11 protein-coding genes are annotated in these 13,181 nt (G+C 71.9%); 2 read left to right on the forward strand and 9 right to left on the reverse strand.

Going from position 1 to position 13,181, the window contains the following annotated elements; all coding sequences use genetic code 11:
* Complete coding sequence (locus tag ACIPEK_RS29180) at positions 1 to 969, reverse strand: AraC family transcriptional regulator (protein ID WP_402001893.1); 969 nt, start codon at positions 967 to 969, stop codon at positions 1 to 3.
* A gap of 81 nt (positions 970 to 1,050) precedes the next feature.
* Between ACIPEK_RS29180 and ACIPEK_RS29185 the strand changes: the two genes are divergently transcribed.
* Complete coding sequence (locus ACIPEK_RS29185; RefSeq protein ID WP_383071489.1) at positions 1,051 to 1,902, forward strand: NmrA family transcriptional regulator; 852 nt, start codon at positions 1,051 to 1,053, stop codon at positions 1,900 to 1,902.
* An 8-nt stretch (positions 1,903 to 1,910) separates the two neighbouring features.
* Here ACIPEK_RS29185 and ACIPEK_RS29190 read toward each other — a convergent pair whose 3' ends face one another.
* Both ACIPEK_RS29190 and ACIPEK_RS29195 read right to left on the reverse strand, forming a co-directional pair.
* A complete protein-coding gene (locus tag ACIPEK_RS29190) occupies positions 1,911 to 2,654 on the reverse strand; it encodes a class I SAM-dependent methyltransferase (RefSeq protein WP_402001896.1) in 744 nt (247 codons plus the stop codon).
* A gap of 212 nt (positions 2,655 to 2,866) precedes the next feature.
* A complete protein-coding gene (locus ACIPEK_RS29195) occupies positions 2,867 to 3,172 on the reverse strand; it encodes a 4a-hydroxytetrahydrobiopterin dehydratase (protein ID WP_114247647.1) in 306 nt (101 codons plus the stop codon).
* A gap of 63 nt (positions 3,173 to 3,235) precedes the next feature.
* Here ACIPEK_RS29195 and ACIPEK_RS29200 point away from each other — a divergent pair, with 63 nt between their 5' ends.
* Positions 3,236 to 4,099 carry a helix-turn-helix domain-containing protein gene (locus ACIPEK_RS29200; RefSeq protein ID WP_402001900.1) on the forward strand — a complete coding sequence of 288 codons (864 nt, stop codon included), beginning with the start codon at positions 3,236 to 3,238 and terminating at the stop codon, positions 4,097 to 4,099.
* On the opposite strand, the gene ACIPEK_RS29205 is transcribed toward ACIPEK_RS29200, so the two are convergent.
* From ACIPEK_RS29205 to ACIPEK_RS29230, 6 genes are all read right to left on the reverse strand, one after another.
* The gene (locus ACIPEK_RS29205; RefSeq protein ID WP_402002170.1) at positions 4,089 to 4,832 is read right to left on the reverse strand and encodes a YoaK family protein; all 744 of its coding nucleotides are present in this window, start codon (positions 4,830 to 4,832) and stop codon (positions 4,089 to 4,091) included. The two genes, ACIPEK_RS29200 and ACIPEK_RS29205, sit on opposite strands and share 11 nt — an antisense overlap.
* A 142-nt stretch (positions 4,833 to 4,974) precedes the next feature.
* Positions 4,975 to 7,290 (reverse strand): protein translocase subunit SecD, encoded by a 2,316-nt coding sequence (secD, locus tag ACIPEK_RS29210; RefSeq protein WP_402001903.1) that lies wholly within the window; start codon positions 7,288 to 7,290, stop codon positions 4,975 to 4,977.
* 30 nt (positions 7,291 to 7,320) lie between these two features.
* Positions 7,321 to 7,884 carry a hypothetical protein gene (locus ACIPEK_RS29215; protein ID WP_402001906.1) on the reverse strand — a complete coding sequence of 188 codons (564 nt, stop codon included), beginning with the start codon at positions 7,882 to 7,884 and terminating at the stop codon, positions 7,321 to 7,323.
* A gap of 29 nt (positions 7,885 to 7,913) precedes the next feature.
* Complete coding sequence (locus tag ACIPEK_RS29220; RefSeq protein WP_402001909.1) at positions 7,914 to 8,738, reverse strand: rod shape-determining protein MreC; 825 nt, start codon at positions 8,736 to 8,738, stop codon at positions 7,914 to 7,916.
* 157 nt (positions 8,739 to 8,895) lie between these two features.
* On the reverse strand, positions 8,896 to 10,998 hold the full coding sequence (ligA, locus tag ACIPEK_RS29225; RefSeq protein WP_402001912.1) for an NAD-dependent DNA ligase LigA: 2,103 nt from the start codon (positions 10,996 to 10,998) through the stop codon (positions 8,896 to 8,898).
* 35 nt (positions 10,999 to 11,033) lie between these two features.
* Positions 11,034 to 13,133 (reverse strand): phage holin family protein, encoded by a 2,100-nt coding sequence (locus ACIPEK_RS29230; RefSeq protein ID WP_402001915.1) that lies wholly within the window; start codon positions 13,131 to 13,133, stop codon positions 11,034 to 11,036.
* Positions 13,134 to 13,181: the final 48 nt, after the last annotated feature.

Consider the following 13,181-nt stretch of genomic DNA (forward strand, 5'->3'; position numbering starts at 1 on the left):
TCAGCTCCCCGGCAAGTTTCTTTGCCGCTTCAGCAAGTCACTGCTCCGGTATTCCTGAGGGCTGACGCCTCGGACGCGCTTGAAGGCGGTACTGAATGCGAAGGACTGGCTGTACCCGACCTTCCGTGCCACCGCCTCGACCGTGGCGTCCGTCTCCCGCAGCAGATCCGCGGCGACGGCGAGGCGCCGGCCTGTCAGATAGGCCATCGGGGGCTCCCCCACCAACTCCGTGAAACGTCGGGCGAGTCCGGCCCGGGAGACCCCGGTCCGGGCGGCCAGAGCCGCGACCGTCCAGGGGTGGGCGGGGTCTGTTTGCAGCAGCCGAAGGGCCTGCCCGACGACAGGGTCGCCCATGGCCCGGTACCAGGCCGGGGCCTCGGCTCCGGGCCGGGCGAACCAGGTCCGCAGCGCGGCGATCAGCAGCAGATCGAGAAGCCGGTCCAGGACCACGCTCTGGCCGGGCTCGTCCTTGGAGATCTCCTCGTCGAGCAGCGCCAGCAGGGGGCTGACCCGCCCGCCGGAGGGCAGGCGAAGCAGCGGGGGCAGGGCGTCGAGCAACCGTCTGCTGATCTCGCCGTCCAGCAGATAGGTGCCGATGAGCATGGCCGCCGAGCCATCGGGGGCGTTGCCCCAGGTGCGCACCCCCAACTGCATGGACTCGGAGAGCGGCTCACCGTGCAGGGTGGTGCAGATGCCGCCGGGTCCGATCACGGCGTGCGGCGCGGTGCCGGTGGTGTCGGCGACGGTGTACGGATCCGGGCCGCGCGCGATGGCGATGTCACCGGGCCGCAGCAGCACGGGGTCGGCGCCCGCGGCCGGGACGATCCGGGCTTCTCCGTCGGTCATCGACATCAGGCAGAGCGGCGCCCGGTCCTCGATCCGTACGGACCACGGCGGCTCCATCACCATCCGCAGCAGGAAGGCGCCCCTGGCCCTCGGTCCGTCCAGGAGTCCGGCGAGTGCATCCATGACCGGTAGCGTAGACGTACGCGTATGGAGCTGAGCGGTTCGAGGATGTCGTGGACGGCGCCACCGGGCGAGCCTTGAGCCATGACACAGAACACGGAGAACGTGCAGCGGGAAACGGTACTGGTGACGAGCGGCACGGGGAAGACGGGCCGCCGGGTCGTGGAGCGGCTGGCCGCTCGCGGGGTGCCGGTGCGGGCCGGATCGCGCAGTGGTGAGGTCCGATTCGACTGGGCGGACGAGTCGGGCTGGGCACCGGCGCTGCGGGGTGCGGACGCGGCGTATGTGACGTACTACCCGGATCTGGCGGCGCCCGGTGCGCCGGAGGCGATGGCAGCCTTCGGGCGGATCGCGGCGGAGAACGGGGTGCGGCGGCTGGTGCTGCTGTCCGGGCGGGGTGAGCCGCAGGCGGTCGCGGCGGAGGAGAGCCTGCGCAGCTCGGCTGCGGGGGCGGAGCTCACCGTCGTACGGTCGGCGTTCTTCGCGCAGAACTTCAGCGAGGGCGCCATGCTGGACGGGGTACTCGGCGGCGAGGTGGTGTTCCCGGCGGGCGGGACCGCAGAGCCGTTCGTGGACGTCGACGATCTCGCGGATGTGGTGGTGGCCGCGCTCACCGAGGACGGTCATGCGGGTGCGGTGCATGAGCTGACCGGGCCGCGGCTGCTGACGTTCGACGAGGTGGTGTCGGAGATCGCGTCTGCCACGGGGCGTGCGGTGCGGTATCTGCCGGTGTCCGGTGCAAAGTACGCGCAGATGCTGGAGCGGTACGGAGTGCCGGGGCCCGAAGCCGGTTTCCTGGCCGGCCTGTTCACGATGCTGCTCGACGGGCACAACGCGACGGTGACCGAGGGCGTGAAGCAGGTCCTGGGGCGCGATCCGAAAGACTTCGGGGCATTCGCCCGCGCGGCGGCACAGGCGGGTGCGTGGAAGGGCTAGGGCCTCTCTCAATCTCTCAGGCGCAGCGCCAGCAGCCGGTACCTCGGATCCGCTCGCGGCCTGTCGGGCTCGGGCAGGGAAGTCAGTGCGGTCGCAAGCCGCTCGGCCGCCGTCCCCGGCAGGTTCAGGCGTGAGGCGAAATAGCCCTCGCGCACCTTCTGTGCCGCGCTCAGCGGGCTCTGGCCCTGGCCATGGCCCGGGAAGTGGGCCTCCCCCACCACATCGAGGCCGGCCTCCGAGCCGTACCCGACGATCAGATCCGCGGAATCGGACGGATCGGCGTCGAGGTAGGGGGCGAATGCCTCGTCGATGTCGCTGCCCACGTCGTGGGCCGCGTCCTTGTCGACGGTGGTGACGAACACACCGCCCGGCCGCAGCACCCGCGCCGCCTCGGACACCACCACCCGCACATCCCCCTCCCCACGCAGCAGGTGCAACAGCCAGATGGCGCCGACCGCGTCCACCGCCGCGTCCGACAGCGGCAGCCGGCGTGCGTCGGCGAGCACCATCGCGCCGATCCGCTGCCGGGCGACCTGCGCCATGCCGTACGAGGCATCGGTGCCGAACACGCCGAGTCCGGGGCGGGCAAGGGCTATTCGCTCGGTGACCAGTCCCGTACCGCAGCCGATGTCCACGAGGGTGCGGGCGGATGACGGGATCAGTCCGAGCACTGCGGTGGCTGCGGCCTCGGCCCTGGGCACGCCGCCGCGAGTGGCGTCGTAGTGGGCTGCCGCAGTGTCATAGTTCAGCACCTGGCCGACTCTAGGGCACACCCGACCGCATGGACACCGGCATATTGCCGGTGGGCCGTCCGGGCCCATAACTTGCGTTTGTGACTTCTCCCCGCCATGAATTGACGGGGCTTCTCGCCAGGACATGGACGGCGTGCGCCGCAGCGCGGCCGCACGTCGCCCGCCCGCGCCGGCCCCCGGCCCGGTGTTCAGTGGCGTGCCCGCCCATACGGCTACCTCACGCCGTGCCCGGCGGCGATCGCCACCACCCGCGCGGCCAGGTTCAGATCGTTCTCGGTGACCACACCACCCGCGTCGTGGGTGTTCACGGACAGGGTGACGGTGTTGTAACCGAGGGTCAGATCGGAGTGGTGGTTCAGTTCGTCCTGGATCTGGGCGACATGCACGGTCAGCCCGACGGCGGCGAAGTGCGTGCGGAGCCGGTAGGTGCAGGTGATCCGGTCTCCCTCCAGCGACCAGCCGGGCAGGTCGCCCAGACGGTCCTCGATCTCCTTCTGCGACAATGGTGCGGCGGGCATGCTGCGACTCCCTCACGAGCGATCGGTGCCGGTCGGCGGTGCCGGTGACGTTACGGTCTTGGTATGACAACTGTCGCGCTTGACACGGGGGTAGGGCCGCTGCTGCGCAGCTGGCGGGAGCAGCGTCGCATCAGCCAGTTGGAGCTGGCGCTCCGCGCGGATTCCTCGGCCCGGCACATTTCCTTCATCGAGACGGGCCGTTCCCGCCCCAGCGAGGACATGGTCCTGCGGCTGGCCGAACATCTCGACATCCCGGTCAGGGAACGCAACGCCCTGCTGGTCGTGGCCGGTTACGCGCCCCGCTACGCACAGACCGCGCTTGACGACCCGGCGCTGGGCGCGCTGCGCGAGGGGATGGAGCGACTGCTCCAGGGGTACGACCCCTACCCGGCGCTCGTCGTCGACGGTATGTACAACGTGGTGGCGGCCAATCGGGGTATCGCAATGCTGCTGGAGGGAGTGGCCGGGCATCTGCTGGCCCCGCCGCTGAACGCCATGCGGCTCACTCTCCACCCGGAGGGCCTGGCCCCACGCATCCGCAATCTTCGGGAGTGGCGTGCCGATCTGCTGGCGCAGATGGAGCGTCAGATCGCCCTGGCCCGGTCTGCGGAGCTGCGTGAGCTGTACGAGGAGGTCGCGGGCTATCCCGCACCGGAAGGCAGTGACCGGGCCGAGGGGGCCAGAACCGCGGGAAGCGGCGGGGGCGCCGGGAGCCCTGTCGGGGAGAACGCGGGAGCCGGCCCCGCGTCGCCCCTGCCGTTCGCGCTGCCCTTGCACATCGAGCACGGCGGGCAGGTGCTCTCGTTCGTCTCCTCCATCGCGACGTTCAATACCCCGATGGATGTGACGGTGGCCGAGCTGGCCATCGAGACGTTCCTGCCCGCCGACCGGGCGACCGCCGACCATCTGCGGTCCCTCACCTCCTGACGATCGGCCGGACCCAGGGGGCGTCGGCCCGCGCCAGGACGATCGCGGCCGTGGTCACGGCCGCCAGGACCGCCACGGCGAGCAGCAGGGGAAGTCTCGGGTGCCCGTGCAGTACGGCCACGGCCCCGACGGACGCTCCGGTCATCATGGCGGCGGCCGAGAGCACCCGCCGCCCGGCCTTGCTGCCGCCTCCGCCGGCGAAGCGGCTGTCGGAGAGGATGCCGGTGATGGTCAGGGTCAGCACGGTGGTGGTGAGGTCGGGGACCGCCAGCGCCCGGGAGACGGCGTTCTGCGCACCGAGGCCGAGTCCGAGCAGTGCGATGAGCGCGAAGCGGACCCCGCCCACGAACGGATGGCCGGAGGCCGGAGTGGCGATCAGCGCGGCCAGGACACAGGCGGTCTCGACGAGGAGCGCGTACAACAGCATCCGGCCGCGATGCGTCAGGGCACTGTGGACGATCAGGCCGCCGAGCAGTGCCCCCACCACGAACGCGGCGAGCGCGACGAGCGAGGCGGCGAAAGAGAATCCGGGGGCTCCGGCGATCGCGAAGCCGGAGAAGACCACGTTGCCGGTCATGTTCGCGACGAAGACCCGGCCGAGTTCCAGGTAACTGACGGCGTCGACCAGCCCGGTGACGACGGTCAGGGCGAGCATCATGGGCGGCAGCGGTCCATGGCGGTCGTTCATGTCCGGTACGACGGTGGACCATGCCTCACGCAGCACGACGGGCACGGACACGGGCACGCTCCGATCACGGGGTGGGTGCTCGGAATTGTGCCGCCCCTGGCACACGGAACACCACGACCGACCCACATCGCCCCCGTCCCGAAGAAGGCCGGTTCCCGGGGCGGGGGCGACGTGTGTTCCGGAGCCGCTATACGCGTGCCCCGTTGTCGAGCGGATCCCGGCGTGCCGCCTTCGTACCGGACCGGCGTCCGGGAGCCCGTTTCCGGGCGGGCGGCGGGGCCTTGCTGCTCCGCTCCAGGAGGAGCGCGGCCGGTACGGCGGTAAGCACCGAGGAGTATGTGCCGACGCAGATGCCGATCAGCAGGGCGAGCGCGAAGTCCGCGAGGGAGTCGCCGCCCAGCACGGCGAGTGCGGTCAGGATGAACAGGGCGCCCATTCCGGTGTTGAGCGTTCTCGGGACGGTCTGGAGGACGGCCCGGTTGGCGACCGTGGCGAGAGGTACGCGACGGGCCTTCGCCCACAGTTCCCGCACCCGGTCGAAGACGACCACCGAGTCGTTGACTGAGTATCCGATGACGGTGAGGAGTGCGGCCAGGAAGATGCCGTCGACGGTGCGTCCGAGCCAGGCGAAGGCGCCGACCAGGATGATGACGTCGTGGACCAGCGCCGCGACCGAGGCCACGGCGAAGGTCCAGCGGAACCGGATCGCCAGATATGCCAGCTGTACGAGGACGGCAATGCCGAGTGCGATCAGGGCGTTGCGCCGGAGTTCGTCGCCGAGGCTGGGGCCGATGAGTTCGTCGCGGACCTTGGTGGTCTTGCCGCCCTCCTTCGCGAGGACGGCGCGCAGGGAGTGTTCGCCGTCGTTGTCGAGTTTTCCGGTGCGTACGGAGAGGTCGCCCGCGCCCGCCGTGGTGACCTCGGCGTCACCGAAGCCCGCGTCGGCGAGGGCGGTGCGGGCCCGCTCGACGTCGACGGGCCGGCTGGTGGAGTACTCGACCAGCCGGCCGCCGGTGAATTCGACGCCCAGGTTGACGCCGCGTACGACGATGCCGAGGACGGCGACGGCGATCAGTGCCGTGGAGATCAGCAGCCAGCGGCGCGGGGAACGCATCAGCTGGGGATCGCGGCGGGTCAGCCAGGTGCGTACCCGGCCGGGGGCGGCGATGCCGTTGATGCCCCGGTAGTCGCTGACGAATCGTGAGCGTGCGGCGATCTCGGTGAGGGCGCGGGCGATGACGAGTGCGGAGAACATCGAGGCGAGCACACCGATGGCGAGTGTGACGCCGAAGCCCTTCACCGGCCCGGAGCCGAGGAAGAAGAGCAGCCCGGCCGCGATCAGTGTCGTGACGTTGGAGTCGGCGACGGCGCTCCAGGCGTTTCGGAATCCGGCGGTCAGCGAGGAGAGCAGGGAGCGGCCCGGGTGCTGTGCGTGCTCCTCTCTGGCCCGTTCGAAGACCAGCACGTTGGCGTCGACCGCCATCCCGATGGCCAGCACGAACCCGGCGAGGCCGGGCAGGGTGAGGGTGACTCCGAGGGCGACCAGGGCCGCGTAGGAGATCACCCCGTAGGCAGCGAGTGCGCCGGCGGCGAGCGCGCCGAAGAGCCGGTAGACGATGGTGATGAAGAGTGCGGTGGCCGCGGCGCCGATGAGGGCGGCCCGGGCGCTGGCGTCGATGGCGGCGGCGCCGAGCGTCGGGCCGACGGTCCGCTGTTCGACGATCTCGACGGGGAGCGGCAGGGCGCCGCCCTTGATGAGCAGGGCCAGTTCCCGGGCCTCGTCGGCGCTGAAGGAGCCTGTGATCTGGGTGGACCCGGACGGCAGGCCGACGTTGCAGCCGACCGAGGGCGAAACTTGCGGAGAGGAGATGATCTGCCGGTCGAGGACGATGGCGACGCGGCGCCGGTCGTCCTCGACCGGGTGGCAGGCGGCCTCACCGGTCAGCCGGGTCCAGTCCCGGCCGGCCTTCTTGTGGAAGTCGAGGGAGACGGTCCAGCCGGCGCCCTGCTGGGCGTCGAACGCGGCGGTGGCGTCCTTGACGCCTGCGCCGGAGAGCCGGGCCGGGCCGAGGTCGAGGGAGCGGCCCTGCTCGTCGGGGAGCGTCGGTCCGTTGCCGCCCTCGGCGTCCGCCCTGTCGTCGTTCTGCGCGGCGGGGCCCTGGACCGCGTGGAAGCTGAGCTGGGCGGTTCTGCCGATGACTTCGGCGGCCTTGCGCGGGTCCTGGACGTCCGGGAGTTCGACGATGATCCGGTCCTCGCCGGAACGGGTCAGGGTGGGTTCGGTGACGCCGAGGGAGTCGATGCGCTGGCGGAGCACCTCAAGGGTGCGGTCGGTGCTCTCCCGGTCCGCTTTCGCGGTGTCGGAGTCCTTGGCCTGGAGCACCAGTCTGGTGCCGCCCTGAAGGTCGAGGCCGAGTCTGGGTGACATGGTCAGCGTGATGAGCACGGAGACGAGCAGGACGGCCGCAGCCAGAACCGCTCGCACCGTGGTGGCGCGAGTCATGGGTTTCCTCCGAGGGGGCGCCGGGCGCCCTCACCTCGGCGAGGACGTTCCGGCGGGTCTGTGGGTCGGGGCCGGTGGCAGGACCGGTGGCCGGCGAACGGCCGTCCTCGGAGGCCCGCGTACGGCGGGGAGCGCGACGCGGAAGCGGTCGGTGGCACGAGCGGGTGCGGCGGGAGCCCGCCGGAAGGCGTGGTGCGGTACGCGGATGCCCGGTGCGCCGGGCAGCAGGAAGTGGAGGCCGGGCGGCGGGAGATGGTGCTGGGTGCGGGCGTGGTCGGTGCCGGCCCTGGGCCGGGGTGCGGGCGCCGGCCGGTGGTGGTCGGTCGCCGTGGCCGTGCGGGTGCGCCGGGTGTCGTGGACGGTGCCCGTGCGGGCGGTCCGGTCCGTGTGCGGGGTGGGCTGATGGGCGCCGGGTGAGTACGCGGCGGAGGGCGGCACACCGGCGAACGGCCGGGCGGGGAGTACGGATCCCGTGGCTGCGGGGGCGCCGCCGACGACAGTGAGTACGGCGAGAAGGAGGGCGACGAAGACCTGCCGGGCCGCCTGTGCGGTTCTGTGGTGCGCCGGGGCGCCCGGCCGTGCCCTCGGGGGCACATTCCCCGGGGGCGGCCCCGGGAGGGGGGTCACCTCGTTCGGCCGGGCAGGGCCGGTGTCGCGCCGGCCCGGCGGAGCACGGAGCTGAGTATCAGCCCGGCGCCGCGTACGACCGTGGTCGCCGGGTCGTCGGCGAGACGTACCGGAACGCCGAGGCGGAGCGCGACCCGGTCGGTGACGTCGGGGCGTGCGGCGCCTCCCCCGGCGAGCAACGGGCCCTTGCGCAGGGCCCCGAGGACGGCGCCGTGCCGGTCCTGCTTCCACATCTCGTCCACCATGTCCAGGACGGTGCGGACGACGGCAGTGGGCGGCTCGCAGGGGTCGAGGTCGCTCAGTCCCGTCTCGGCCTGGCGGGCGTCGCGGACCAGTCCGTCGACGAGGAGGGTCGCCTCGGTCAGCTCGGCGCCGATGTCGACGACGAGCAGCGGGCCGCCGTCCTGCGGTCCGGCGTATGCGGCGGCGGCCCTCGCGCTGTCCAGGGCGATGACGCTCGTCGGCCCGAGTGCGGCGATCAGTTCCCTCGCCGCGGCGCGGTGTTCGGACCCGGCGAGGACGGGATGGCTGAGGACGATCACGGTGTCGGTGCGGTCCGCGCCCAGGGCGCTGTGGGCGATACGGCCGAGCATGCGGCCGCAGGACACGGGGTCGACGATGCGTCCTCGTCGGACCGGGCGGCCGTACCCCGGCCCGGCGCCGAAGTCGCTGCAGGCGTCGGTGTCGGCGATGACGCCGTGTCCGGGCATCCAGGCGCGGGTCCGTGAGCTGCCGAGGTCGAGGGCGAGGCCGCGGGTGACGCCCCGGTACTCCTGGCGGACGGACCGGCCGAGTCGCGGTCCGTTGTGCAGCGAACGCATCGCCCCTCCCACCGGCCTGCCGACGCGGCCGTTCACACACCCATTGACCCGCTGATAGCGAGGCATGGCCGAGCCCTCACTATGCAATAGGGAGGCAAAGAAAGCCACTCCCAGGCAGAATCCAAGGGCTCGGGCGCGGCGAGGTCTCCGTCGTGCGTCACACCTCCGACGGCAGGAACCCGGCGATCAGTTCGGCGAACTCGTCCGGCGCGGCAATCCGGACACCCAGGTCCTCGGCCTTGGTGCGCTTGGATCCGGCCTTCTCCCCGGCGACCAGGAGCGTGGTGCGCTTGGAGACGCTGGACGAGGACTTCCCGCCGGCTCGCTCGATCAGCTCGTTCATCTGATTCCGGGAGAGCTTCTCCAGCACGCCGGTCATGGCGCCGGTGACCACCACGGTCATCCCGTCCAGCGGCAGGCCGGCGGTCCCCTCCCCGTCGGCGGCGGCAGCCTCGTCCGTGCCCTCCTCGCCCGGCTCCGGCGGCGGCGTCGCACCGGGCTCCGTCATGTTGACCCCGGCGGCCACCAGCTTCTCGATCAGCGGGGCCAGCTCCACCAGCTCCGCGACGACGCCCGCGGCCTTCTCCTTGCCGATGCCGTCGACGCGCTGGAGCTCCTCGGCGCCAGCGGCCCTGATCCGGTCCATGTCCGCGAAGTACCGGGCGATCCGCCGTGACATGGAGCGCCCGGTGCCGCGTACCCCCAGCGCGCAGAAGACCCGGGAGAGCGGCTGGGTCCGTGCCGTTTCGATGGCGGCCAGGAGGTTGTCGGTGCTGGTCTCGCCCATCCGTTCCAGGCCGAGCAGCTGCTCGCGGCCGAGGGTGAACAGGTCTGCGAAGTCGGCCACCAGCCCGGCGTCGACGAGCTGGACGACCCGGGTGGCGCCGAGGCCCTCGATGTCGAGCTGGTCGCGGCCCGCCGCGTACGAGATGGAGGCGACGAGGCGGCAGTCGCGGCCCCGGACACAGCGCCAGCGCTGCTCGCTGGTGTCGATCTCGGAGCCGCACTGCGGGCATGCCTCGGGGAAGACTATGGGCTGCTCGTCACCGGTCCGCAGATGGGCGACGGGCGCCTCGATGCGGGGGATGATGTCGCCCGCCTTGTAGACCATCACTCGGTCGCCCAGGCGGAGATCGCGGCGGGTGATGTCGGCCGGGTTGTGCAGTGTGGCGTAGCTGACGGTCGAGCCGTCGATCTCTACCGGTTCCAGCACGGCGCGCGGCGCGATGATGCCGGTCCTGCCGACGTTCCACTCGACGCCGAGGAGCCGGGTGACCTTCTCGACGGCCGGGAGCTTGTATGCGATGGCCCAGCGCGGCGCCCTGGTCCCTGAACCGGCCTCGCGCTGGTCGGCCGCCAGATCGGCCTTGATCACGATGCCGTCGATGCCGAACGGCAGCGAGGCGCGCAGGGCCGCGACTTCCTCGACACGGGCCTGCACCCCCTCGACGGTGGTGACGGTGCGCGGTGCCACATCCGTGTCCGCCGCGGTGTGCACGCCGAGCCCTGCGGCGTACTCCAGGACCTCGCTGTGCGGGAGTTCGGCGAGGGCGTCGGTCAGCTCTCCGGACTCGGGCAGCGGCAGTGCACCGTAGGCGAAGAAGGTCATCTCCACCGTGTACGCGCGGTCCTTGGCGCGGAGTGTGCCCGCCGCGCCGTTCCTCGGGTTGGCGAAGGGTGCGCCGCCGTGCTCGGTGCGCACGGTGTTGGCCTGTTCGAACTGCTCGGTCGTCATGAGGATCTCGCCGCGCATCTCGATCGTCACCGGCTCGGCGAGCTGCTCGGGGAGGCCGACCACGGTGCCGATCGCGTGCGAGACGTCCTCGCCCGCGGTGCCGTCGCCCCGGGTGATCAGCTGTTCCAGGCGGCCCGCCCGGTAGCGGGCGGCGACAGCCAGGCCGTCGAGCTTCGGCTCCACGCTCCACGCGGCGACGGGTCTGCCGATCCGGCGCTCCAGCGACGCCGTCCATGTGGCGAACTGCTCGGCCGAGAAGACGTTGTCCAGGGACAGCATCGGCACCGTGTGCGGCACGTCCCCGCTTGCGGCGCCGCCCGCCACCTTGCCGGTCGGGGACGCTTCCAGCACCTCCTGCGGGTGCTCCTGTTCGTATGCGGCGATCCCCCGTACCAGCCGGTCGTACGCATCGTCGTCGAGCGTGCTCTCGCCCGTGGCGTAGTACGCGGCGGCGGCCTGCGACGCCTCTTCGACCGCGGCGGCGTAGGCGGCTGTATCGGCGAGCACAACAGCTGAGTTCGTCATGCCCCCATCCTGCCGCCCACCACTGACAACGCCCCTCAGCCCGCCGCCCGAACCGTCCCGCCCGCCTCGTCGGCGCCGCCCACCGCGCCCGGCGGTGCCAGCGGGATCTGCGGTCCCGAGCACTCCCGCAGCCAGCGCCGCAGCACCTCGTGCACCTGCTCGGCCCCCACCAGCTCCGCGCCCTGCGCCACCGGCGCGGACAGATCCGCCGGCCACAGCAGGAACGGCCGGGACTGCTCACCGCCCAGACCGCCGTGCGAGCCGATCTGTTCCTCGAAGGCATGCACGCAGCCCGTGGCCCCGTCATGCATCGAGTTGACCATGATGTCGGCGACGTGCGGGAAGGTGTCGGTGCGGCGCACCGCGGCCGCCGCGCCCGGGCCGAAGGGGGCCAGCGGCCCTTCCCCGTCCTTCAGTTCCGACACCGGGACCTCGATGCCGCCACGGCCCAGCACCACCGATCCGTGCCGCTCGCTGCGGACCAGCAGAAAGCCGATGCCGGGGTGGTTGGCGAGGGTGCCGAGCAGTGCGGGACGGCTCCGGTCGAGCTGTTCGCGCGAGGCGCGTCCCTCGATGTCGGGGAAGGAGATCAGGCCGAGGTTGCCGGAGGCGAGGACGACCGGGTCGGACGGCTTCGCTTGGTGTTCCACCTCGCCCTCCTCGACCGGCCGGTGCAGGGCGATCCGTACCGCGTCACGCGCCTCCGAACCGCTGCGGGTGCGCTGCGCCCGACGGGGTACGGGCAGCCCGCAGCCCGCCCGCACCAGATCCTTGAGCGTCAGCCCGTACGCCCCCGCGAAGGTCTCTCCGGGGCTCTGCCCGTGGTCGGAGAGCAGCACGATCCGGTACCTGCGCGGGGTGTGTTCGGCGACCTTGACGATCAGGGCGAGCGAGCGGTCCAAGCGCGCGAGCACCTTCTCCGCGTCACGGCTGTGCGGTCCGGAGTGGTGCGCCACCTCGTCGTACGCGACCAGATCGGCATAGACGGCGGTCCGTCCGGCGAACATGTCCCCGATGACGGCGGCGACCACCACATCGCGTTCGACGACGGTCGCGAAGGCCCGGATGAAGGGGTAGAGCCCACCGCGCCCGACCCGGGGCACGTCCTTCCGTATCCGCGCCCGGGTCGACTGCCCGATCTCGCGGCAGACCTCGGCGACGAACGACAGCGCCGTACGCACGGCGTTGGCCGGATCGGAGAAGTAGGCGAAGTACCCCGCCCTGGAGCGGCGGCCCTTGCCGAGCCGGGCCGCCATGGACAGGACGAGCGCCAGTTGGTCCGCGCCGCCGCTGAAGAGGTTGCCGCGGCTGGCACCGTCGAGCGTGAGCAGTCCACCGTCACGGGTGCGTGCGATGGCCCGGCGCTGGAGCTCTATGGCGCTCGCGGGGCGGCTGGAGACCATGACGTCGCCGGTCTCCTTCTCGTACCAGCGGAAGGCGGGGACGTCGTGGTTGCTGCCGTGCAGGATGCCGAGCTGGCTGGCGCCGGTCTGGCTGGACCAGTCGGTGCGCCAGGGGGTGAGCCGGTGGCCCTCCTCGTCGGCGAGCCAGTTCGCGACGGTCGGCATCAGGCGGGAGTCGGCGGCCCGGGCGAGCACGTCGTGGCCGACGCCGTCGAGCTGGATGAAGACGGTGCCCGACGGTCCGCTGCGCCCGCTGCCCGCACCGCTGCGTCTACGGCGGCGGTCGGCCAGCCGTGAGAGCCGGCGCCGGTAGGCGTTGTCGTCGCGGACGGCCAGCGCCGTGGAGGTCGCGGAGGCGACGGCGGACATCACCGCCGCGACGACGACCGCGGTCTCCGGGTTGGCGGCGCCGCGCCCGTCCGGGATGAGTCGCAGGGCAACCAGCAGCAGCGAGCCGTTCAGGAAGAAGACCAGCATCCCCAGGACGAGTGCGGGCACGATGAGCAGTGCCCGCACCAGGACCGGCCAGACCAGCGCGGAGAGCAGACCGAACGCTCCGGCACCCCAGGCCGCGGTGAACGCGATCTTGGTGATGCTGTCGCCGTCGTCCGACTGGAGCTGGAAGTCCGGCAGAATCCCGGCGAGCGCCAGCATCGTGAGCGTCGAGACCGCCCACACCACAACCACTCGCATCAGGGCGCTGCCGGCTGTTCGCCATCGCCCGTCACCCACGCCGTTCCACCTCACGTCCGGACCCCGCCGTTCCGGGCCCTGTCCCCC

Source organism: Streptomyces sp. NPDC088246 (genome assembly GCF_044741025.1).
GTDB lineage: Bacteria > Actinomycetota > Actinomycetes > Streptomycetales > Streptomycetaceae > Streptomyces.

What these genes read in the sequence shown, in the direction of transcription:
- secD (WP_402001903.1), bottom strand. Translation starts at nt 7,290, where the DNA reads ATGACTCGCGCCACCACGGTGCGAGCGGTTCTGGCTGCGGCCGTCCTG.
- ACIPEK_RS29220 (WP_402001909.1), bottom strand. Translation starts at nt 8,738, where the DNA reads ATGCGTTCGCTGCACAACGGACCGCGACTCGGCCGGTCCGTCCGCCAG.
- ACIPEK_RS29180 (WP_402001893.1), bottom strand. Translation starts at nt 969, where the DNA reads ATGGATGCACTCGCCGGACTCCTGGACGGACCGAGGGCCAGGGGCGCC.
- ACIPEK_RS29195 (WP_114247647.1), bottom strand. Translation starts at nt 3,172, where the DNA reads ATGCCCGCCGCACCATTGTCGCAGAAGGAGATCGAGGACCGTCTGGGC.
- ACIPEK_RS29200 (WP_402001900.1), top strand. Translation starts at nt 3,236, where the DNA reads ATGACAACTGTCGCGCTTGACACGGGGGTAGGGCCGCTGCTGCGCAGC.
- ligA (WP_402001912.1), bottom strand. Translation starts at nt 10,998, where the DNA reads ATGACGAACTCAGCTGTTGTGCTCGCCGATACAGCCGCCTACGCCGCC.
- ACIPEK_RS29185 (WP_383071489.1), top strand. Translation starts at nt 1,051, where the DNA reads ATGACACAGAACACGGAGAACGTGCAGCGGGAAACGGTACTGGTGACG.